This is a genomic window from Ferrovum sp. (assembly GCF_027317285.1).
In the GTDB taxonomy this organism is placed as follows: domain Bacteria; phylum Pseudomonadota; class Gammaproteobacteria; order Burkholderiales; family Ferrovaceae; genus Ferrovum.
This window is the reverse complement of sequence record NZ_DAHVHV010000010.1, coordinates 13,784-35,097: the sequence shown is the minus strand read 5'-3', so window position 1 is coordinate 35,097 and position 21,314 is coordinate 13,784. Positions and strand designations below refer to the sequence as shown.

At 56.8% G+C, this 21,314-nt stretch carries 24 protein-coding genes and 1 tRNA gene; 23 read left to right on the top strand and 2 right to left on the bottom strand.

Annotation, left to right across the window (positions count from 1 at the left end; translation table 11 throughout):
* Positions 1-18 precede the first annotated feature (18 nt).
* Both M6F29_RS04105 and M6F29_RS04100 read left to right on the top strand, forming a co-directional pair.
* Positions 19-492, top strand: coding sequence for a peroxiredoxin (locus M6F29_RS04105; protein ID WP_297455507.1), 474 nt, complete (start codon positions 19-21; stop codon positions 490-492).
* Positions 489-965 carry an FKBP-type peptidyl-prolyl cis-trans isomerase gene (locus M6F29_RS04100; protein WP_297481365.1) on the top strand — a complete coding sequence of 159 codons (477 nt, stop codon included), beginning with the start codon at positions 489-491 and terminating at the stop codon, positions 963-965. Before M6F29_RS04105 ends, M6F29_RS04100 begins: the two co-directional genes overlap by 4 nt.
* Before the next feature lie 4 nt (positions 966-969).
* Here the strand turns inward: M6F29_RS04100 and M6F29_RS04095 are convergent, their stop codons facing one another.
* Positions 970-1,437, bottom strand: a complete 468-nt coding sequence (locus tag M6F29_RS04095; protein WP_298157647.1) for a hypothetical protein — start codon at positions 1,435-1,437, stop codon at positions 970-972.
* A 209-nt stretch (positions 1,438-1,646) separates the two neighbouring features.
* Here M6F29_RS04095 and M6F29_RS04090 point away from each other — a divergent pair, with 209 nt between their 5' ends.
* The 9 genes from M6F29_RS04090 (at position 1,647) to dksA (ending at position 12,144) form a co-directional block, all read left to right on the top strand.
* Complete coding sequence (locus M6F29_RS04090; protein ID WP_298157646.1) at positions 1,647-3,518, top strand: sensor domain-containing diguanylate cyclase; 1,872 nt, start codon at positions 1,647-1,649, stop codon at positions 3,516-3,518.
* 125 nt (positions 3,519-3,643) lie between these two features.
* Entirely contained in the window at positions 3,644-5,065 is a 1,422-nt protein-coding gene (locus M6F29_RS04085; protein ID WP_298157645.1) for a form I ribulose bisphosphate carboxylase large subunit, read from the top strand.
* A 64-nt stretch (positions 5,066-5,129) separates the two neighbouring features.
* Complete coding sequence (locus tag M6F29_RS04080) at positions 5,130-5,486, top strand: ribulose bisphosphate carboxylase small subunit (protein ID WP_297455029.1); 357 nt, start codon at positions 5,130-5,132, stop codon at positions 5,484-5,486.
* A gap of 131 nt (positions 5,487-5,617) precedes the next feature.
* Positions 5,618-6,421, top strand: coding sequence for a CbbQ/NirQ/NorQ/GpvN family protein (locus tag M6F29_RS04075; protein ID WP_297455026.1), 804 nt, complete (start codon positions 5,618-5,620; stop codon positions 6,419-6,421).
* Positions 6,422-6,435: 14 nt separating this feature from the next.
* Positions 6,436-8,760 (top strand): nitric oxide reductase activation protein NorD, encoded by a 2,325-nt coding sequence (locus M6F29_RS04070; protein ID WP_298157644.1) that lies wholly within the window; start codon positions 6,436-6,438, stop codon positions 8,758-8,760.
* Between the two features lie 17 nt (positions 8,761-8,777).
* The gene (locus tag M6F29_RS04065; protein WP_297478831.1) at positions 8,778-9,077 is read left to right on the top strand and encodes a hypothetical protein; all 300 of its coding nucleotides are present in this window, start codon (positions 8,778-8,780) and stop codon (positions 9,075-9,077) included.
* A gap of 96 nt (positions 9,078-9,173) precedes the next feature.
* Entirely contained in the window at positions 9,174-9,443 is a 270-nt protein-coding gene (gene rpsO, locus M6F29_RS04060) for a 30S ribosomal protein S15 (RefSeq protein WP_297478829.1), read from the top strand.
* Between the two features lie 114 nt (positions 9,444-9,557).
* Positions 9,558-11,660, top strand: coding sequence for a polyribonucleotide nucleotidyltransferase (gene pnp / locus M6F29_RS04055; protein ID WP_298157643.1), 2,103 nt, complete (start codon positions 9,558-9,560; stop codon positions 11,658-11,660).
* 61 nt (positions 11,661-11,721) lie between these two features.
* Positions 11,722-12,144 (top strand): RNA polymerase-binding protein DksA, encoded by a 423-nt coding sequence (dksA, locus tag M6F29_RS04050; RefSeq protein ID WP_297455012.1) that lies wholly within the window; start codon positions 11,722-11,724, stop codon positions 12,142-12,144.
* A gap of 53 nt (positions 12,145-12,197) precedes the next feature.
* On the opposite strand, the gene slmA is transcribed toward dksA, so the two are convergent.
* Positions 12,198-12,893 carry a nucleoid occlusion factor SlmA gene (gene slmA / locus M6F29_RS04045; protein ID WP_298157642.1) on the bottom strand — a complete coding sequence of 232 codons (696 nt, stop codon included), beginning with the start codon at positions 12,891-12,893 and terminating at the stop codon, positions 12,198-12,200.
* 78 nt (positions 12,894-12,971) lie between these two features.
* On the opposite strand from slmA, the gene M6F29_RS04040 reads away from it, so the two are divergent.
* The 12 genes from M6F29_RS04040 to M6F29_RS03985 all read left to right on the top strand — a co-directional run bounded on the left by M6F29_RS04040 (position 12,972) and on the right by M6F29_RS03985 (position 21,262).
* The gene (locus M6F29_RS04040; RefSeq protein ID WP_298157641.1) at positions 12,972-13,697 is read left to right on the top strand and encodes a YebC/PmpR family DNA-binding transcriptional regulator; all 726 of its coding nucleotides are present in this window, start codon (positions 12,972-12,974) and stop codon (positions 13,695-13,697) included.
* Complete coding sequence (gene ruvC, locus M6F29_RS04035) at positions 13,698-14,252, top strand: crossover junction endodeoxyribonuclease RuvC (RefSeq protein WP_297498497.1); 555 nt, start codon at positions 13,698-13,700, stop codon at positions 14,250-14,252. It begins immediately after the preceding gene.
* On the top strand, positions 14,249-14,845 hold the full coding sequence (gene ruvA / locus M6F29_RS04030; RefSeq protein WP_297498493.1) for a Holliday junction branch migration protein RuvA: 597 nt from the start codon (positions 14,249-14,251) through the stop codon (positions 14,843-14,845). The genes ruvC and ruvA overlap by 4 nt, the downstream gene beginning before the upstream one ends.
* Positions 14,846-14,877: 32 nt before the next feature.
* A complete protein-coding gene (gene ruvB, locus M6F29_RS04025) occupies positions 14,878-15,924 on the top strand; it encodes a Holliday junction branch migration DNA helicase RuvB (RefSeq protein ID WP_297498462.1) in 1,047 nt (348 codons plus the stop codon).
* On the top strand, positions 15,921-16,331 hold the full coding sequence (gene ybgC, locus M6F29_RS04020) for a tol-pal system-associated acyl-CoA thioesterase (RefSeq protein WP_298157640.1): 411 nt from the start codon (positions 15,921-15,923) through the stop codon (positions 16,329-16,331). Before ruvB ends, ybgC begins: the two co-directional genes overlap by 4 nt.
* Positions 16,328-17,023 carry a protein TolQ gene (tolQ, locus tag M6F29_RS04015; protein ID WP_297454993.1) on the top strand — a complete coding sequence of 232 codons (696 nt, stop codon included), beginning with the start codon at positions 16,328-16,330 and terminating at the stop codon, positions 17,021-17,023. The genes ybgC and tolQ overlap by 4 nt, the downstream gene beginning before the upstream one ends.
* A gap of 2 nt (positions 17,024-17,025) precedes the next feature.
* Positions 17,026-17,442: a protein TolR gene (tolR, locus tag M6F29_RS04010; RefSeq protein ID WP_297454990.1), complete on the top strand. Its 417-nt coding sequence runs from the start codon at positions 17,026-17,028 to the stop codon at positions 17,440-17,442.
* A complete protein-coding gene (gene tolA, locus M6F29_RS04005; protein WP_297485039.1) occupies positions 17,442-18,266 on the top strand; it encodes a cell envelope integrity protein TolA in 825 nt (274 codons plus the stop codon). The genes tolR and tolA overlap by 1 nt, the downstream gene beginning before the upstream one ends.
* Complete coding sequence (gene tolB, locus M6F29_RS04000; protein WP_298157639.1) at positions 18,256-19,542, top strand: Tol-Pal system beta propeller repeat protein TolB; 1,287 nt, start codon at positions 18,256-18,258, stop codon at positions 19,540-19,542. The genes tolA and tolB overlap by 11 nt, the downstream gene beginning before the upstream one ends.
* 92 nt (positions 19,543-19,634) lie before the next feature.
* Complete coding sequence (gene pal, locus M6F29_RS03995) at positions 19,635-20,159, top strand: peptidoglycan-associated lipoprotein Pal (RefSeq protein WP_297454983.1); 525 nt, start codon at positions 19,635-19,637, stop codon at positions 20,157-20,159.
* 143 nt (positions 20,160-20,302) lie between these two features.
* The gene (gene ybgF / locus M6F29_RS03990) at positions 20,303-21,139 is read left to right on the top strand and encodes a tol-pal system protein YbgF (protein ID WP_298157638.1); all 837 of its coding nucleotides are present in this window, start codon (positions 20,303-20,305) and stop codon (positions 21,137-21,139) included.
* A 47-nt stretch (positions 21,140-21,186) separates the two neighbouring features.
* Positions 21,187-21,262 (top strand) — tRNA-Lys (locus tag M6F29_RS03985).
* Positions 21,263-21,314 lie beyond the last annotated feature (52 nt).

Genomic DNA, 21,314 nt, shown 5'->3' with positions numbered 1-21,314 from the left:
AGCAACGGGAGGATCCACATGCTGAAAACAGGACAACCGGCCCCGGGTTTTGAGTTGCCCGATGCAGGGATGGAAATGGTTTCCCTTAATGGCTACTTGGGGCAGTGGATCGTCGTGCTTTTTTTCTATGCGCGGGATGCGTTGCCTCAATGTCGTGAGGAGGCCATCGGTTTCAGCGACCGGGAAGAGGAATTTGACCGCCTTGGCGCCAAGGTGCTGGGTGTTTCCCAGGATGATGTGCTGTGCCATGCGGACTTTTGCGAGGCTCACGGCTTGAATGCCCGGCTCCTGTCGGACGTGGAAGGGGAGGTTTGTCAACGTTACGATGTCCTGCGGGAAAAGGAGATGGGTGGGCAGAAACGATCCTGTGTGGATCGTATCACCTACATCATCGATCGCCAGGGAATGGTTCGTTTTGCAGTAGCGGTGAACAACAACCGCGACCATGTGGTCGAAGTGTTGAATCTTGTCAAGGAACTTAATCGATCATGATTATCGCAAAGAATTCAGTCGTCACGCTCGCTTTCGTATTGCGGGACGATCAGGGGGTTTTGCTGGAAGAGAGCGACCCTACCATCAGTTACCTGCATGGGGGCTATGACGGCATTTTTCCTTTGGTGGAAGAAACGCTGGAGGGTCAGGAGGAAGGGTTTGCCTGTAAGGTGACCATGACGCCGGACATGGCCTTCGGGGAGTACGATCCCACGTTACGCAGAACGGAACCGCGTTCGCTGTTTCCGCCTCAGGTCAAGGTGGGGATGCAGTTTCAGGGCGAGGGGGAAGGCGATCAGAATTGGCTGTTTGCGGTGACGGAAGTCACGGACGAAACAGTGACGCTGGATGGGAATCATCCGTTGGTTGGCAAGACGCTGGTGTTCGACTGTACGGTGAAAGGCGTGCGGCGTGCCAGTGCAGAAGAACTGGAACATGGCCATGTTCATGGAGAACATGGCCATCACCATTGAAGCATCAGTTGGTTTTCAGGTAGGCCGGCCACGGCGTCCCCAGTTCATTCTGGGTCAGACGTGGGCTCTGGAACAGGGTCCACTTGCCAATCAACCCCTTGGACCAGATCCCCAGAACCAGTTGACCATCGCGATATTCGCAACGGTAGGTGGCGGGGATCGTGGTCGTTCCCGTGCCAAACGGGACCCCGGTGAGATCGGCGTCGGTCTCGATGATGACGCCATCCTCCGTGCGCAGGATGCGTTCGTGGATGTTCTTGGCGGCGTTCCCTGGTGAGGCGTTCAGCATGCTCACGGGACAGGCGGCCTGCATGGCTTCCAGTTCCAGGCCGGGTTTATTGGCGATCTCCCGTTGGCCAGGGTGCGCCAGTTTGAGTTCGTCGGGATAGGGTTCGCCGGCTTGGGCAACGAGCGGGGCTGCCGTCAGCAAGGCCAGAACGACCAGCGTCGGGCGTCGGATGGGTGCAGGCATAGGAGTTCTCCAGATCAGATCGTTATTCGGTTATGACGGGAGTGGCGATGACCCGACCTTCCCTCCCATGAGGCGATTCTACTGCAATCTGTGGAGAATCGTGTGGTGAGAAGGGGAAGAGATGCAACTTTTGCCGCTTGGGGTCATAATGGCGCAGTTGATTTCCTTTCCCAGTTCCGCTGCGTGTGGATTACAGGATGCCTCGGCACATGAATGATGAATCGGTCGTTTCAGATACCCTTGCTGAAGATTCTCTCCTGCTTCAGATCCGTGCGTTGGGCCATCTGCCTTCTCCTTCCTCCACCGCTTTGCGTCTTTATGCGTTGATCCAGTCGGACGACGTGGATTTGCACAAAATGGCCGAAGTGATCAAGGGGGATGTGGCGCTGACCGTGCGCCTGATCCGCCTGGCCAACCGTCCGGGAGGGAATCCGGGGCGTCCGGTGGCTTCCGTCGAAGAAGGGTTGATGCGCCTCGGACTCAAAACCGTGGCGGGATTGGCCGTGGGCATGTCGGTGATCGATGATGCTGTCGCCTCGAGTGCGCCGGATGCCTCGGCCTATCTGGCGCTGTGCCGTCACTCCCTGGCGGCGGCAGTGCTGGCAGAGTGGATGTGTGACCGTCCCAATGTTCCGGCCAGTGCCGCCGACCTTTTTACCTGTGCCTTGCTGGCACGGATTGGGCAACTGGCCCTGCTCCGTTTCTACCCGGAGCCTTACTCGGTTCTGCTTCGTTTGAAGCAGAACGCGCATGAATTACTGGGTGCGGAACGAGAACAACTGGGCATCGATCATCAGGCGATCACTCTGGCGTTGCTGCAGGAATGGGGGTTTCCTGATCCGCTGACGGAGGCCATCCGAATTTCCGAGGCGGAACCTGAATTGCGGGTAGGCAATGACCGCAGTCACGTCATGGCACAAATTCTCAATTTTGCCTGGGAGGCCGCTCCTGCGTTGGTCTCCCGGCGTCCGGAAAAGATCATGAGCCATCTGGAATATGGCTTGGCCCTGCTGGGGCAAAACGTGTTGGCGGAAGAACTCTCCGGAATGGTCGGGAACATCCTCCAGCATTGGCTTGAGTGGGATTCTCACAAACAGGAACACGATCATTCCGCCACAAGTGCCGTCCAGGATACGGGTGACCCGGAGACGGTCACGGCGCAACTGTTGCTCGTGGGGGTTCCCGAGGACACACGTCAGTCATGGGAACCGGTCTTCGTGGAACGGGGTTACGGTGTTTTGAGCGCGGACTCCTGGGGAGCCGTGACGGCCCAGATGACCAACGAACGGGTGGAGTTCATGATTCTCTGGCAGGATGGGCTCCGCACCCTGGGGGAGCAGGAAAAACGGTTGTTCGAATCCTGGGTGGGCGAGGGACGCCGGGCGATCGTGGTGCTGGTTCCTGACTTGAATGCACCCTTTGCCCATGAACTTCTGGAAATCGGGGCGGACATCGTCCTGCCCTGCACGGTGTCTGCTACCCTGCTGGGGGCTCAGTTGGCGCGTTTGGAGGACAAACTGGTGGTGGCGCGAAACCTTGAATCCGAACAGTCTGCGCACCGCAAGTTATTGTCCGAACTGGTATTGACGACTCGTAAATTGCATTTGCAGGCCTTGACGGATCCGCTCACGGGGCTGGCCAACCGGCGGATGGCGGAGGCTTTCCTGAAACGTCACTGGTCTTTGGTGGAACGCCGTAACATTCCGCTGGGGTGTCTTATCATCGATCTCGATGACTTCAAGCGAATCAATGACAAATTTGGGCACGATGCCGGAGATGCCGCCCTTCGGGCCTTTGCCGCTGTCCTCCGGGAGAATGTCCGCCAGGAAGATCTGGCAGTTCGTTTGGGCGGAGATGAATTTTTGGTGGTGTGTCCCCTGGCACAGGTCTCCAACCTGGAACATCTGCGCGAGCGCCTGATCGAGGCGGCTCATCGGTTGACGCTGGAAACAGGCCCTTTGTCGTGTTCCATCGGGTTTGCCGAAAGCGATCGAAATACCATGAAATCCCCGTCCGAATTGCTGAAACAGGCGGATGAGCATTTGATGCGGTTGAAACGTAGTCGTCCGGGGAAAGGGTGAAGGCGGGATCAATAAGGTTCGGTGATCGTGGCGATTAGAATTATTTAGTTTATTTATACTTGATTTCCTATAAGATGCTTGGCAGTAAGACCCCTGAGTAGCAGCTAACCCGATGGAGGAAAACCATGTCAGTGAAGAAATACAATGCTGGTGTGAAGGAATATCGCCAGACCTACTGGACCCCTGAATACACCCCTAAAGACACGGATTTGTTGGCGTGTTTCAAAATCACCCCACAGCCTGGAGTGGACCGTGAGGAAGTGGCCGCTGCCGTGGCCGCCGAATCGTCCACCGGAACCTGGACCACGGTGTGGACCGATCTTTTGACGGATCTGGACTACTACAAGGGGCGTGCCTATAAAATCGAGGATGTTCCCGGCGACGATACCTGTTATTACGCTTTTGTGGCCTACCCCATTGACCTCTTCGAAGAAGGATCGGTCGTCAATGTGTTGACCTCGTTGGTGGGCAATGTGTTCGGCTTCAAGGCCTTGCGTGCCCTCCGCCTGGAAGACGTGCGCTTCCCCATTGCGTATGTCATGACCTGTGGCGGTCCTCCTCACGGGATTCAGGTGGAACGGGATGTGATGAACAAATATGGTCGTCCCATGCTGGGTTGCACCATCAAGCCCAAGTTGGGTCTGTCCGCCAAGAACTATGGCCGCGCGGTTTATGAATGCCTGCGTGGGGGTCTGGACTTCACCAAGGATGACGAAAACGTCAACTCCCAGCCGTTCATGCGCTGGAAGCAACGTTTCGATTTCGTCATGGAAGCCATTGAGAAGGCGGAACGCGAAACCGGTGAGCGCAAGGGTCACTATCTGAACGTGACGGCGCCCACCCCGGAAGAAATGTACAAGCGTGCGGAGTATGCCCGGGACATCGGTGCGCCGATCATCATGCACGATTACCTGACCGGAGGGCTGACGGCCAATACCGGGTTGGCCAACTGGTGCCGGGACAATGGCGTGCTGTTGCACATCCACCGGGCCATGCACGCCGTGCTTGACCGTAATCCCCATCACGGGATTCACTTCCGCGTGCTGACCAAGGTGCTGCGTCTGTCCGGTGGAGACCACCTCCATTCGGGTACCGTGGTGGGAAAACTGGAAGGTGATCGGGATGCCACCCTGGGCTGGATCGACATCATGCGCGACAGTTATATCAAGGAAGACCGCAAGCGCGGGATCTTCTTCGATCAGGATTGGGGTTCCATGCCCGGCGTTCTGCCAGTGGCCTCTGGAGGGATTCACGTCTGGCACATGCCTGCCCTCGTGAACATTTTCGGGGATGATTCGGTCCTGCAGTTTGGTGGAGGCACGCTGGGTCACCCCTGGGGCAATGCAGCCGGAGCCGCCGCCAACCGCGTGGCACTGGAAGCCTGTGTGGAAGCCCGCAACCAGGGTGTTGCCATCGAGAAGGAAGGCAAGGCTGTGTTGACCAAGGCCGCCGAACATAGTCCCGAACTGAAGATCGCCATGGAAACCTGGAAAGAAATCAAGTTCGAGTTCGATACCGTGGACAAACTGGACGTGGCCCACAAGTAATGGTGCCTGATGTCGTGTGGCTCTGGGGCCGCACGACCGTGCAAACTAATTTGAGGAATGAGTCATGAGTGAAGTAATGGATTACAAGTCGCGTCTGAGCGACCCTGCCAGCCGCAAATTTGAAACTTTCTCCTACCTGCCTGCCATGAATGCGGAAGAAATCCGCAAACAGGTGGAATACCTGGTGAAGAAGGGATGGAACCCGGCCATTGAACACATCGAACCCGAGTACCTGATGGATTCCTACTGGTACATGTGGAAATTGCCGATGTTTGGCGAAACCGATGTGGAAAAGGTCTTGGCAGAAGCCGAAGCCTGTCACAAGGCCAACCCGAACAATCATGTGCGCTTGATCGGCTACGACAATTTCAGTCAGTCGCAGGGCGCCTCCATGGTGATTTTCCGCGGCAAGACCGTGTAACGGGGGAAGTCCTCGCATCCGCCCCCGTGACCTCGATATCGAGGGCCGGGGGCTTTTTGTTGGCGGGTCTCTTTCTGCCTCGTTTGGTCAGGGAAGAGGCATGATCAAGGATCAGATTAAGGAATCATTCCATGAGCGATATCATTTCGCAGTATCGAATTTCCACGGCGCCCTATTATCGTCCGGTGGCGGATGAGGTCGAATTGTTTCAGGCTGCCTACAGCGTGCGCATGCCCATGATGCTCAAGGGGCCAACGGGGTGCGGTAAAACCCGTTTCGTCGAGTACATGGCCTATACGTTGGGGAAACCCCTGATCACCGTGGCCTGCAACGAAGACATGACGGCTTCGGATCTGGTAGGGCGATTTCTTCTGGATGCCCAGGGGACGCGCTGGCAGGATGGGCCGCTCGCCATTGCCGCCCGCTATGGTGCCCTTTGTTATCTGGATGAAGTGGTGGAGGCGCGCCAGGACACTACGGTGGTGATTCACCCGCTGACGGACAACCGGCGTGTACTTCCTCTGGAAAAGAAGGGCGAATTGATCAAGGCTCACGCCGACTTTCAACTGGTGATTTCTTATAATCCCGGTTATCAGAGTTTGATGAAGGATCTCAAGCAGTCGACCAAACAGCGTTTTGGCGCGCTGGACTTCAATTATCCCGCGCACGAGGTCGAAACGGAAATCATCGCCCATGAAACCGGGGTTACGGCGGAGGTGGCCGGGAAATTGGTCTCCATTGCAGAACGGGCCCGCAATCTGAAAGGGCATGGACTGGATGAAGGAATCTCCACCCGGATGCTGATCTATGCTGGAAGTTTGATTGCCACCGGGGTGGATGCCAAAAATGCCTGTCGCGTGGCACTGGTCCGTCCCATTACGGATGATCCGGACATGCGCGATGCCCTCGATGCGGCGGTTATGACCTTCTTTTGAGGAGCGGGCGGACCATGGCGATCCATCTCGAAGATTACCAGGCGTTACTGGCCGACCTGTCTCCAGCCTGCCAGCAAGGGTTGCGTGACGAGTGGCATGAGGCCACGCGGGCACTCTCGGCTCGTGGCCTGGACAACTACCTCAAGGGAACGGCGGCCTTGCAGCATCTGGGGCGGGGAAACGAACTGGTCCTGACCTGGATCGAAGTGGCCCCCCAGGTGGCCCGGGCGGTGGGTGAGGAATGCCTGACGGATCTCGTACAGATTGCATTGGGATTTTCCTCGCGGACTTCCGGAACGGTGATCGAACGTTTGCTGGGGACGGCTCCCGTGGCGGCCAGTCGACTGGGAGACGCCGACCTGTTTCAGGCCTACCTCCAGTTTCTCAATCATCTTCTGGGCCAGGCCCCCCGTGGGGTCCGGCCCATGCTCGACAATCTGGAAGTCTTGCTCAACCAGTTGACCTTGGGCGGGTTGCGTCGCTGGGCAACTTGGGGCGCCCACGCCCATCGTACCAACTATGAGGCGCAGATCGAGTATTTTGGCTTGGCCTCCAAGGAATCGCTGGCCATGTTGCAAAAGGAGCGCAAGGGGACGCTCTTCATCGATATTCAGCGCCGGATCAACATGTATCTGCGTGCCCTGTGGGGGCGGGATTTCTTCATGCGTCCCACCTCCGGAGACTTCGAGCGAAGGGAAGGCTACAAACCTTATATCGAGAGCTATTTCTTTCATGTACCCGATGCCTTCGATGACCATGAGGGCGTTTCCGGCCTCAGTCTGTACCGGGCTGCGGCTGCCCATTGCGCCGCTCATTGGGTGGCGACCACGGCGCCGATTTCGGCAGAAAATCTGAATCCCCTGCAGATGGCGCTGATCGAGATCATCGAGGATGCGCGAGTGGAAACCCTGGCCATTCGACGTTTTCCGGGGCTGGCGCAATTGTGGGCCCAGTGCCATCATGCTCATGCGGGTCAGGGGGCAAGCGCTGGTGACTATTTCAACCGTCTGAGTCGGGCCCTGCTGGATCCCGCCTATCAGGATCCTGACCCTTGGGTGGCGGAGGGGCGACTCCTGTTTGCCCAGGCAAAAAACCTGGATGATCATCAACTTTCCTGGGACATCGGAGTTTCCCTGGCGCATACTTTTCGGGCCAAAAATATCGCTTACAACCCGCGCACGGATGGACAGCGCCCTCTTTACCGGGATGACAACCGTTTCATCTGGGCCTTTGAGGGGTTCGATTTCGAGGCGGCACTGGCAGCAGGGTATGATCGGCCGCGTCAGGTGCGGCGCAAGGTCAATCTGATGGAAATGGTCAACGAGATCGACACCGAACTGGCAGGGGATGACGCCCAGGAAATTTGGGTGCTGGGCACGGAACTCTTCCCCTATGAGGATACGGGCGTCAGTTTCAATGAACGGGAAGGCAAGGAACCGGTTTCTGACCCATTTCACTATGCGGAATGGGACTATCAGATTCAACTCGAGCGGCCTTCCTGGGTGACGGTTCTGGAACGCCGCTCCAGTCGAGGGGACCTGGCGCTCATCGAGGACATCACCTTCCGGAACAAGCGTCTGATTGCGCGGATGAAGTTCATTCTGGACGCGATGCAGCCGCAGGGAGTGACGCGTCTGCGCAAACTGGAGGAAGGCGATGATATCGACCTGAATGCGGCCATTGCCAGTACCATCGACCTGCGCATGGGCGTACAGCCCGAACCGCGCATCATGATGCGCAGTGTCCGCAAGGTGCGGGACATTTCAGTCATGGTTTTGCTTGACTTGTCCGAGTCGACCAATGACAAGGTAGCGGGGCAGGACTATTCGGTTCTCGATCTGACTCGTGAAGCCACCGTTCTGTTGGCAGACGCCATCCACAAGGTGGGAGATCCCTTCGCGATTCATGGGTTCTGCTCCGATGGTCGGCATGGGGTGTCCTACTACCGTTTCAAGGATTTTGATCAGGATTATGACGATCTTCCCAAAGAACGGCTGGCGGGCATGAAGGGGCAGTTGTCCACCCGCATGGGGGCTGCCGTTCGTCATGCCGTACAATATCTGAAGCAGCAACGTTCGGCCAAAAAGTTATTGCTGGTGCTGACGGATGGAGAACCTGCTGATGTGGATGTTCGCGACCCACAGTATCTTCGTTACGATACCAAGAAGGCTGTGGAGGAGGCGGGACGATCGGGTATCATGACCTACTGCCTGAGCCTTGATCCGCGGGCAGACCAGTATGTTTCGCGCATTTTCGGGGCCAAGAATTTTCTGGTGGTGGATCAGGTGGCGCGTTTGCCTGAGAAATTGCCTTTGCTTTATGCCGGGTTGACACGCTGAAAGGCACGAGGATGACTATGGAACAACGTTACAAGGGCGTATACTCCGATCTCAATGGGGGGATGACCCATTTGGCCCAGATCATCAAGGACGCATGGGTGTTTGGATTGCTGCCGGAAGATCAGGACGGCAAGGGTTGGACGAGCGGGCAGATCCAGCAACTCTATGACAAGGTGTCGGAAGAGTGGGAGAAATATGGACACCTGCCCAGCCGTTTGACGCCCGAGTTGCGCAACCGTCACCAAAGGATCTATGAAGCATCGGTGGAGCGGGCGCGCAAGAACGGCTGGAACCCCGAGTTGGGCGAAGATGATTGATCGCATCAAAAAAATGTCGTCCGGTTGGCAGTATTGACTTAATTGTGTATAATCCTGTGTTTTTCGGACGAATCCCTACCGTATTTGGAGAATGACATGGCTGCAATCGCCGCTCATAAAGCGCAGATCATGAAGGACTTTCAGCGTACCCCCCAGGACACCGGCTCAACGGAAGTCCAGGTGGCCCTGCTGACTCATCGCATCAATCATCTGACCGAGCACTTCAAGACCCATGTCAAGGATCACCATTCCCGCCGTGGCTTGCTCAAACTGGTCAGTCAACGTCGCAGTTTGCTGGATTATTTCAAGCGCACCAATATGGACGGCTATCGCCAACTCATCGCCAGTCTGGGTTTGCGCAAGTAAAATCCGGTGGGGAAGATCTGGTTCGAAATGCGGTGCGAGGTGATAGGCGCACCGCATTTTTGTTTCATATACCGATGCAGAACGTAACAATCTATTGATAGTGAGGATGAACGCGTGAATCCGATTCGCAAGACATTTACCCTGGGCCGCCATCAAGTTACCCTTGAAGCCGGAGAGATCGCCAGGCAGGCTGATGGTGCCGTGATGGTGTCCATGGAGGATACCGTGGTTCTGGTGACCTGCGTGGCCCTGAAGAAAGCTAAAGTAGGCCAGGATTTCTTCCCCCTGACCGTGGACTATCAGGAGCGGTTTTATGCAAGCGGGCGTATTCCCGGAGGCTTTTTCAAACGTGAAGGACGTCCTTCCGAAAAAGAAACCCTGACTTCCCGGTTGATCGACCGGCCTTTGCGTCCCCTGTTTCCGGAAGGGTTTTACAACGAAGTTCAGATCGTGGCAACGGTCATGTCCTGCAATCCGGAAATCGACCCGGATATTCCTGCCCTGATCGGCGCTTCTGCAGCGGTTGCCTTGTCCGGGGTTCCCTTCAGTGGCCCCATCGGGGCGGCCCGGGTGGGTTATGTGGAGGGCCAGTTCGTGCTGAATCCCACCGCGACCGAACTGACCCAGTCAAAGATGGATCTGGTGGTGGCGGGGACGGCGGAAGCGGTCCTGATGGTGGAGTCCGAAGCCAGCGAATTGCCTGAAGATGTCATGTTGGGCGCCGTGGTTTATGGACATGAACAGATGCAGGTCATCATCGATGCCATCAATGAATTGGCCGACGAAGCAGGCAAGGAACCCTGGGATTGGACTCCCCCTGCCCGTGATGAAGCATTGATTGCGCGTCTTGAAGCACTGGCTCTGGATCCCTTGCGTGAAGCCTACCGGATCCGTGCGAAACAGGCACGTACGGAGCGGATCGATGCCATTCGAAGCGAAGTCATGCCGCAGGTGCTTCCCGCCGATGCCGATGCCGACCGGCAAAATCAGGTGCGCAGCCTTTTTGGGGAGTTGGAGGCGCGTATCGTGCGACACCAGATTCTGGATGGAGACCCACGTATCGATGGGCGCGATACTCGCACGGTTCGCCCCATTACCATTCGCATGGGGGTATTGCCTCGCACGCACGGTTCTGTGCTGTTTACTCGTGGAGAGACCCAGGCTCTGGTGGTGGCGACCCTTGGCACTGGACGCGATGAACAGATCATCGACGCAATCCAGGGAGAGTATAAGGACCGCTTCATGCTCCATTACAATTTCCCTCCCTATTCCACCGGGGAGACAGGGCGGGTCGGCAGCCCCAAGCGGCGTGAAATCGGCCATGGACGTTTGGCGAAAAGAGCTCTGGTGGCAACCCTGCCTACGCCGGAAGAATTTTCCTACACGCTCCGCGTGGTCTCCGAAATTACCGAATCGAACGGGTCCAGTTCCATGGCCTCGGTTTGTGGCGGTTCCCTTGCGTTGATGGATGCGGGCGTTCCGGTCAAGGCTCACACGGCGGGCGTGGCCATGGGTTTGATCAAGGAAGGGAATCGTTTCGCCGTGTTGACGGATATCCTGGGTGATGAGGACCATCTGGGTGATATGGATTTCAAGGTGGCCGGTACGGAGCAGGGGGTCACCGCCCTGCAAATGGACATCAAGATCACGGGAATCACCAAAGAGATCATGCAGGTGGCACTGGCGCAAGCGCGCGAAGGGCGTATCCACATTCTGGGGTTGATGAAGAAGGCAATGCCCATGGTGCGTGAAGAGTTGTCCAGTTTTGCGCCGCGCATCCTGACTCTCAAAATCAATCCGGAAAAAATTCGGGATGTGATCGGCAAGGGCGGGGCGGTAATTCGTGCCTTGACAGAAGAAACCGGGACGACGATCGATATCCAGGAAGATGGTACGGTCAATATTGCCTGCCTGACTTCGGAAGCCGGCGCTTTGGCCAGGAAACGTATCGAGGAGATCACGGCCGAGGTGGAAGTCGGCAAGGTCTATGAAGGAATTGTTCTGAAGTTGCTCGATTTTGGTGCGATCGTGAGCGTTCTTCCTGGACGGGACGGATTGTTGCACATTTCCCAGATTGCCCACGAGCGGGTCAATGCCGTGGCAGATTATCTCAAGGAAGGGCAGCAACTGAAGGTCAAGGTACTGGAGGCGGATGAAAAAGGTCGTTTGCGACTCAGCCTCAAGGCCTTGCTGGAACCCCCCGTGGTTGAGGAATGAACTTCGTGATAGGATGAGTTGACCGAGAGGTCTGTCTGGAATGTTGATACGGTGAATTGCCATGGTTGAAGCCACGTTGAAACAATTTTCTCCCTATGTCCTGAAAGAGGGAGAAACGTACATGAATGACCTGCAACTGGCCCATTTCCGCCATCTTCTGGAGAGTTGGAAGGCGGAATTGGGTCAGGACATCGACCGAACGGTCCATACCATGCAGGATGAAGCGACTGTTTTCGCCGATCCCAATGATCGCGCCAGTCAGGAATCGGATATGGCGCTGGAATTGCGCAACCGCGACCGCGAGCGCAAGTTGATCAAAAAGATCGATGAAACCATCGCCAAAATAGAAGCCGGTGACTATGGCTACTGCGAGAGTTGCGGGGTGGAAATCGGCATCAATCGTCTTCAGGCGAGACCCACTGCCAGTTTGTGTATCGATTGCAAACAACTCGAAGAAATGCGCGAGCGTCAGGTCGCCAAGTAATTTTCAGTCGTTTCCTTTTGTCGAGGGAGGCAGTGCCGGGTACAAGGCCTGCCTCAGATTCGCACGAGCGGTTTCAGAAGCGACCACCCCAAATCCCAATGTTCCAAAGGCGACCGCTGGAACTGGCTGGAACTGAACCGATGCCAGCGCCCGATGACGACGCTCATCAGCAGATTCGCCTGCACCGCAACGGCACGGTCGCTGGACATGTCGCCGTGGGTGACGGCGAGGCGCAAACTTTGGCGAATCGATGCTTCCAATCGCTCACAGAGTTGCGCGATGCGGACCAGCAGCCGTTCGTTTTCATGATGCAGGACTTCCCCCGTCAGGACACGGGTCATGCCCGGATTCTTGTCTGAAAAAGCCAGCAGCAACGTCAGGGTGGCCTCCACTTGTGCCAGACCCGAAGGCAGGTCGACGGCGATACGGTTGATCCGGGTAAACAGGGTTTGTTCGATGAATTCGATCAAGCCCTCGTACATCTTGGCCTTGCTGGCGAAATGACGGTACAGGGCGGCCTCGGATACATTCAAATGGCGGGCCAGGAGTGCGGTGGTGATTTTCTCGGGTTGGGGGCGTTCCAGCAGGGAGGCCAACATGTGCAGGATTTCCTGACGACGTTCGCCCGCTTTGGAACGGGATTGGGAGGGGGGGGATTCCGGGGTGGACATGGTGCGCTGTGGGGGCAGGAATGCCATTGGATGAAACCGCACATTATAACGAACCTGGCCTGAATCAAAGAGTTTCATTTTTCAACTCCTGCCGGGCCTCATCGACCGTGTTAAAATCAGAGCCATTTCCATCATTCAGTCAGAGGTCGGGTCATCGTGGCAGGACATTCCAAATGGGCCAATATCAAACACAAGAAAGCCGCCGCTGATGCCAAACGCGGCAAGGTTTTTACCCGCCTCATCAAGGAAATTACCGTGGCTGCGCGCATGGGCGGTGGGGATGTCGGGAGCAATCCGCGCCTGCGTCTGGCTGTGGACAAGGCCTATGACCAGAACATGCCCAAGGACACCATCGAACGCGCCATCAAGCGGGGAAGTGGTGATCTGGAAGGCGTCAACTATGAAGAAATACGCTATGAAGGGTATGGTATCAACGGTGCCGCGGTGATGGTGGATTGCCTGACGGATAACCGGACCCGCACCGTAGCCGATGTGCGCCACGCCTTTACCAAGTACGGGGGTAATCTGGGCACGGATGGTTCAGTGTCCTTCCTGTTCGTGCACTGTGGACAAATGCTTTTTTCTCCGGGGACGGATGAAGACCGGTTGATGGAAGCCGCTCTGGAGGCGGGAGCCGACGATGTCCTTCACCATGAGGACGACAGTCTGGAAGTGGTGACCCCGCCCTACGAATTCAGCGCCATTCGACAGGCCCTGGAAAAAAGTGGGTTCAAGGCGGAATTCGCCGAGGTGACCATGAAACCCCAGAACGAGGTGGAATTTTCCGGGGATGAAGCGGCGCGCATGCAGAAACTGATCGATGCACTGGAATCTCTCGACGATGTGCAGGCGGTGTATACCACCGCCGTTCTGTCCGAGTGAATGGTGGCCTTGCGTATTCTGGGTGTGGATCCCGGCCTGCGTTGTACCGGGTTTGGGGTCATCGAGTTGTCTCAGCGAGGGAATGACCCCGAATATGTGGCCAGCGGAACCATTACCACGCCTTCCACTGCGGCCCTGGCAGCACGTATCAAGGTACTTCACACGGGGCTGAAGAGTGTCATCGAACTTCATCGACCGCAGGTCATGGCGATTGAAATCGTCTTCGTCAATGTGAACCCTCAAGCCACCCTGCTGCTGGGACAGGCTCGGGGAGCCTTGCTGGCGGCTGCGGTCATGCACGACCTCGAAGTTCACGAATATACGGCGTTGCAGGTCAAACAGGCCGTGGTGGGGCACGGCCATGCCAGCAAGGAACAGGTTCAGGCCATGGTCATGCGTTTGCTCAAATTAACCGAGGTTCCGCGAACCGACCCTGCCGATGCCCTGGCTTGTGCGTTGCGGCATGCGCACGGAGGTTCACTGCCACCGGCGGCGGCAGGGCGCCGGTCCACGCGCTGGCGTTCGTTGCCAGGACGCACGGGAAGTCCCTCATGATCGGACGGTTGCGCGGAATCGTGGTACATCAGGCCCCCCCCTGGGTGGTATTGGAAGTACAGGGGGTGGGATATGAGCTCGAGGTTCCTTTGGGAACCTTTGCGCGTTTGCCGGCGGAAGAAGTGCCCGTATGTTTTCTGACTCACCTCGTGGTTCGGGAGGATGCCCATCTCCTGTATGGTTTCCTGGATGAGGACGAGCGTCAGGCTTTTCGTCAACTGCTGAAAATCAGCGGGGTGGGACCCCGTCTTGCGCTGGCGGTGTTGTCCGGACTGTCTGTGAGTGCGTTGGGGCAGGCCGTGGAACGACAGGAAGTGGATCTCCTGACGCGTATTCCCGGTATCGGGAAAAAAACTGCCCAGCGGCTCCTTCTGGAGTTGAAAGAAAAGTTGGTCGTACCCTCCCTGCCCGAAGTTTCTCCTTCTCCTTCTGGGGGGGCCGCGCTCCAGGTGGAACTGGCGCAGGCCCTGAGCGGATTGGGTTACCACGACCGTGAGATTCAATGGGCCTTGAAGCAGTTGCCGGCGGGGGATTTGACCCTGGAACAGGGCATTCGCCAGACTCTGGGCTGGCTCGCGCGTCGGGAGTCCTGAGTCATGACGGGATCTGAGGTGAGGGGAAGGAAATGATCGAACAGGATCGTCTGATCCAGGGGCAACTGGAGTCGCGCCAGGAAGAAGTTCAGGAACGGGCGTTGCGTCCGCGCCATCTGGACGATTATGTGGGACAGAAAAAAGTGCGCGCCCAACTGGAGATTTTCATCGAGGCTGCGAGACGGCGGAAAGAGCCCCTGGATCATGTCTTGTTGTTCGGTCCGCCGGGACTTGGCAAGACGACCCTGGCGCATATCATTGCACGGGAAATGGGCGTCAATTTGCGCCAGACTTCGGGACCGGTGCTGGAACGGGCGGGGGATCTGGCAGCCATGCTCACTCACCTGGAACCTAACGACGTACTGTTCATCGATGAGATCCATCGTCTGAGTCCGGTGGTGGAAGAAATTCTTTATCCGGCCCTTGAAGATTACCAGATCGATATCATGATCGGAGAAGGGCCGGCAGCTCGTTCTGTCAAACTGGACCTGCCGCCGTTCACTCTGGTGGGGGCAACCACGCGCGCCGGAATGTTGACCAACCCTTTGCGCGATCGATTTGGAATCGTGGCCCGGCTCGAATTTTATACGGAAGATGAATTGTCCCGGATCGTGACTCGCTCAGCCCATTTGCTGGGGATGGACATGGATGAAGCGGGAACCCGTGAGGTGGCGCGGCGTTCCCGGGGGACTCCGCGCATTGCCAATCGCCTGTTGAGACGGGTGCGGGATTACGCGGAAGTCCGTTCACAAGGATGCGTCACACAGGCGGTGGCAGATGCAGGGTTGAAGTTGCTGGAAGTGGACGACAAGGGGTTGGACATGATGGACCGCAAGTTGTTACAGACGGTCATTGAAAAGTTTGCTGGCGGGCCCGTGGGGGTGGATACCTTGGCCGCCGCCATTGGAGAAGAGCGGGATACCATCGAAGACATACTGGAACCCTATCTGATCCAGCAGGGATACTTGCAGCGTACTGCGCGTGGGCGCATGGCGACGGCCGCCGCTTTCCATCACTTTGGCCTGCCTGTATCGGGGGGAAAAGATACCGGTGAACTCAGCCTGGAAGAACGTTCATGAATTCCAGACGAATCGAGGTTCCCGTCAGGATCTACCATGAGGACACGGATGCTGGCGGGGTGGTTTATCATGCCAACTATTTGCGTTACATGGAGCGGGCCCGCACGGATTGGCTGCATGAGCGGGGTTTGGACCATGATCGCGTCGCGAGCGAATACGGGGTCTTGTTCGTGGTTCGCAGTGTCGAGATCAAATTCCAGCGTCCTGCCCGTTTGGGGGATAACTTGCTGGCTGTGGCGGAACTGGCAGGGGTGCGCCATGGTCTGATGCTGTTCCGGCAGTCGGTCGTGCGCGGGACACAGAGTTTGGTGCGCGCGCAGGTGATGGTCGCCTGCGTGACGGTGAAGGATTTTACAGCAGCGGTCATACCGCCTGCCTTGGCACATTTTCTGGGAGTGGAAGGGTGAATATTACTTCGGATATTTCGTTGGTCAGTCTGGTCGTCCAGGCCAGTGTTCTGGTCCAGATCGTGCTTGGATTACTGTTGTTGATATCGCTTTTGTCCTGGACCTATATCTTTACAAAAATGTTGACCCTGGGCAAAGCGCGGCGCCAAACGACCAAATTCGAAGAAGAGTTCTGGGCGACCTCGGATATTGGCGCCCTCTATCAGCGTGCTTCTGGGCATAACGAAAACAGCGGGGCACTGGAGCGGATTTTTGAGTCCGGCTATCGGGAGTTTCTTCGCCATCGCAAATCCGGGACGCAGGAGACGGCGGCCGTGACCAGCGGAGTGCAACGGGCCATGAAAGCCACGTTCCAGCGTGAAACTGATCGCCTTGAGTCGCATCTGGCTTTTCTGGCTACGGTGGGTTCGGTCAGTCCCTACGTGGGATTATTCGGGACGGTGTGGGGAATCATGAATGCCTTTCGTGGTCTGGCCAACGTGGGGCAGGCGACTTTGGCTCATGTGGCGCCAGGCATCGCTGAAGCCCTGGTGGCCACCGCCATGGGGCTGTTTGCGGCAATCCCTGCAGTCGTGGCCTATAACCGCTACGCCCACGACACCGACCGGTTATCCAGTCGCTTTGAAAGTTTCATGGAGGAGTTCTCCAACATCCTGCAACGCCAGTTCAAACCGGCTCAGAACGGGCGTTGATCATGGCACGTAAACCGCGGCGCATGATGAGTCAGATCAATGTGGTTCCCTACATTGACGTCATGCTGGTGCTTCTGGTCATTTTTATGGTGACGGCCCCCATGATCAACCCGGGACAGGTGGATCTGCCTTCGGTGGGACAGAACCTCGCTCAGTCGCAGGATCCCGTGCAGGTGATCCTGCATCTGGACGGTCATCTGGCCGTTCTGGACTCCCATCAGAGCAGCGAAGAACAGAACGTGACCCGTGATCGGCTGGTGGACCGGATGAGGGCCTTGCATCATGCGGAACCAGACCGTCCGGTGGTCATTGCGGCAGATCGTTCCGTACGCTATGAAGAAGTACTGCAGGTCATGGATCTGCTCAAAAAAGCGGAGGTCAACCGGATTGGTTTACTGGCGCGGGGGCGTTCCGGCTGATGCACACGGCCGTCGATCAGGAACGGGGGGTGCGTCTGTGGGCCTGGATTCTGGCGTTGCTGGTTCATGCCCTGTTTGTGGCGGTTCTGGTCCTGGGAGTATCCTGGCAACGGCACCCTGATCCCGCTCCCCTGGTGGCCGAACTGTGGTCGGATATTCCCAAGCCTGCCACCGTTACGGAAGTGACCCCACCCCAACCCGTAACACCGGAGCCGCAGGCCCAGCCAGCACCTGTTCCGACACTTGCGCCTCCCCGCGTGGAGCCCACCCCGGCCCCCCGTCCTGAACCCAAGCCGGTCTTGCCGGCAACGCCCAGCGCCGCGGATATTGCGCTCGAGAAAAAAAAGGAAAAAGCGGCACAGGAAGCGAAACGTCAGGCGGATCAACAGAAACGGGAAAAAATGCTGGCGGAGCAACTGCGTCAGGAGCGTCAGGAGGCGCTCAAAGAGGAGAGAAACGATGCCAAATTACGTGCTGATGCCGAGGTGCGTCGTCGTCAGGCCGAGCAGTTGGCTCAAAATGCCCGTGCCGCCCAAGCCGCGGCAGTGGACCGTTACAAGTTGGCCATCATCAACAAGATCCGCGGCAATACGGAAGTTCCCGAAGGGGTTCAGGCCGGGTTGACGCTGGAGGTGGATGTCACCATACTCCCGGATGGAGGGGTTCTGGAACCCGTCAGGATCGTCAAGTCCAGTGGCGATCCGCGCTATGACCAGGCGGTTCTGCGCGGCATTCTGCGATCCCAGCCCTTACCCTTGCCCAGTGACGTGGCCCTACGTCAACTATTTCGAGTGACTCATCTACAACTCCACCATGAAAAATAATCTGCTCATTTTCATCGCTTTTTTGTTGGCACTGATTCAAGTGCCGGTTCATGCCGATATGACCCTCGAGATCGTCACCCAGGGAGCGCAACTGACTCCCATTGCCATATTGCCCTTTGCGGGCGATGGCACGGGGCCTCACCAACTGTCTGCGGTCATCGCGGCCGACCTCAAACGTTCCGGTCTGTTTGATCCGCTGAATACTCAGGGAGTCTCACCTGCCCCTGCTGATGTGGAAGGCGTGAATTGGGATGCCTGGCAGGCTCAACACGCCAATTTTGTGGTGGTGGGGAATGTTCAGGAAGAACCGGCGACCCATCATGTCAAACTCAATTTTCGTCTGGTGGAATTGCCCAACCGGATGGCACACCTCAGTCTGTCTTTTGATGGGCCTGCGGACCAGTACCGTATGGTGGCGCACCATGCGGCCGACGCCATTCTGGAAAATATCACCGGCTACAAGGGCATGTTCAGTTCGCGTATTGCCTATATAACCCAGCATGGTCCGGCCCGCAGTCTCAAGGTGGCGGACAGCGACGGCTTCAACGAGCAGAGCATGCTCCATACCAATGAACCGATCCTGTCTCCAAAATGGTCGCCTGATGGTCAGCGTATGGCCTATGTGACCTTCGAACTTGGTCGTCCCATGGTGGTGGTACAGACTTTGGCTAGTGGGGTCCGTCATGTGGTGGCCCGCTATAAGGGCAGCAACAGTGCGCCAGCCTGGACCCCTGATGGACGGCATTTGGCGGTGGTTCTGACCAAGGATGGGCACTCGCAGATCTATCTGGTCTCCCTCAATGGTTCGGAAGCCCCCGAACGTCTGATTTCCAGCGGGGGAATCGATACGGAACCTTATTTTTCGCCGGATGGACAGACCCTGTACTTTACTTCCGACCGGGATGGCGGGCCTCAGATTTACCGAATTGCACTGAGTGATTTGCGCGGGTCTCCGGAACGTCTGACCTATGGCAGCAGTTATGCGGTTTCCCCCAGACTGAGTCCGGACGGCAAGCAACTGGCCTATATCCAGCGTGATGGAGGGGCTTTTCATGTGATGCTCATGGATTTGGCAACAAAACAGACGCAACCCATGACTGATAGCTCTCTGGACGAGTCGCCGACCTTTGCGCCGAATGGAAAATACCTGCTCTACTCCACTCAGGATGGGGGGAGGGGTGTTCTGGCCATCGTCAGTACCGATGGAAGAATCCGTCAGAAACTGTCGACCCAGACCGGGGATGTTTATGAACCCGTATGGGGGCCGTTGCAGTAAACCTAAGAATGGGGGTATGCGTTATACTGAGCGCAGTATTTGTAACCACTTTCCGAGTTTTACGTCAACCCCTTTTCTTAACAAGGATAATCATGAAAAAAGCTCTTCTCGCATTGGCTGTTACCAGTGTCCTGGCTGCCTGTAGTTCCACCCCGACCGAGGAAACCAGCGCGCCCGTAGCACAGAAGACCGCTGCGCCCGCGGCAGTGGCTCCTGCACAACCCATGGTCAAGGAACCGGTCACGGTTTCCTTGTATCCTGCCAAGGGGGTGGGTGGGGCGTTGGGTCAACGGACCATTCATTATGCCTTCGACAAGTACACGGTTACGGATGAGTACATGCCTGTGGTCGATGCCCACGGCGATTTCCTTTTGTCCCATGGGGCCGCCAAGGTCACCCTGCAAGGGAACTGTGACGAGCGTGGCAGCCGTGAGTACAATCTGGGCCTGGGACAGCGTCGTGCCGATAGCGTACGTAAGATCCTGATTGCCAAGGGCGTGAAGGACAGCCAGATCGAAACAGTCAGTTTCGGCAAGGAGAAGCCTGTCAATCCCGGGCATAATGCCGCTGCCTGGGCAGAGAATCGCCGTACTGATATCGTCTACCAAGGCGAGTAATTTTTATCCATGACTCTTACCCGGCGAGTGCGTTTCCCTCGTCGGGTTTTCCTTTTTTGGTGACCATGAAAACCACCTTCAAATCGACATATTTTCTTCTGGTATCAGGTTTACTCTGGGCTGGCCAGGTTCATGCAAGTCTTTTGTCCGATGAAGAAGCCCGGCAGGGCGTGGCCGATCTCAAGAGCCAGCAGTCCGTCCTGAGTCGCCAGCAGCAGACGATGGATGAGCGGATCACGCGCATGGAAACTGCGCTTCAGGGTTATCCGGATCTGGTCATGCGTCTGGAAAGCATGAGTCAGGATCTGGCCCAGTTGCGGGGACGTATCGACAACCTGACCAACCAACTGGACGTGGAAGACAAGCGTTTTCATGATCTGTACATGGATCTGGATTCTCGTCTCAAGGTCGTGGAATCGGCTTTGCCCAAACCTGAGGGAGCGGAGGGGGCGGTTCCCGGGGCTCCGGGCGTGGCAGGCGGAAAAGAGGGCGCCACCTCTGCAGGCGCGGCAGAAAGCGGGAAGAATGCTGCGACTGTGGCGGACAATGGGCCAAAATCCGGAGGACAGGAAAAAGGGGGGAACCCGGAAGGTGCTTCTTCCGATGCCAGAGCGCCCTCTGCAGACTATGATGCGGCCCTATCCGTATTCAATGCGGGAAATTATGCCAAATCCCGGAAGTTGTTCGAGGCTTTTGTCAAGTCCAATCCCAATGACGAAAAAGTGCCCAATGCACTCTATTGGATCGGGATGAATCAGTTACTGCTCAAGGATTACAAAGGGGCGCGCGCGACGAATCAACATCTTTACAAGTCGTTCCCGGACTCACCCAAAACCCCGGATGGGTTGCTGAATCTTGCGGCGGCATGGTTGGGGTTAGGGGAGCCTGCCACGGCAAAAGCCACCTGGAAGATGATCATCGCCAAGTATCCGGACAGTTCTGCCGCTCAGAAGGCCAAGGTCCGCCTGCGTCAGCATTGACGTCATTGGTTTTTTAGGTGATAATGCCGGGCTACGCTGTTTGGTTTGGGTCGTTAGCTCAGTTGGTAGAGCAGCGGACTTTTAATCCGTTGGTCGCAGGTTCGAATCCCGCACGACCTACCAATGAATCAAATGGTTACAATGTTTTATTGGCCCTATAAAAATTATTGGCGGG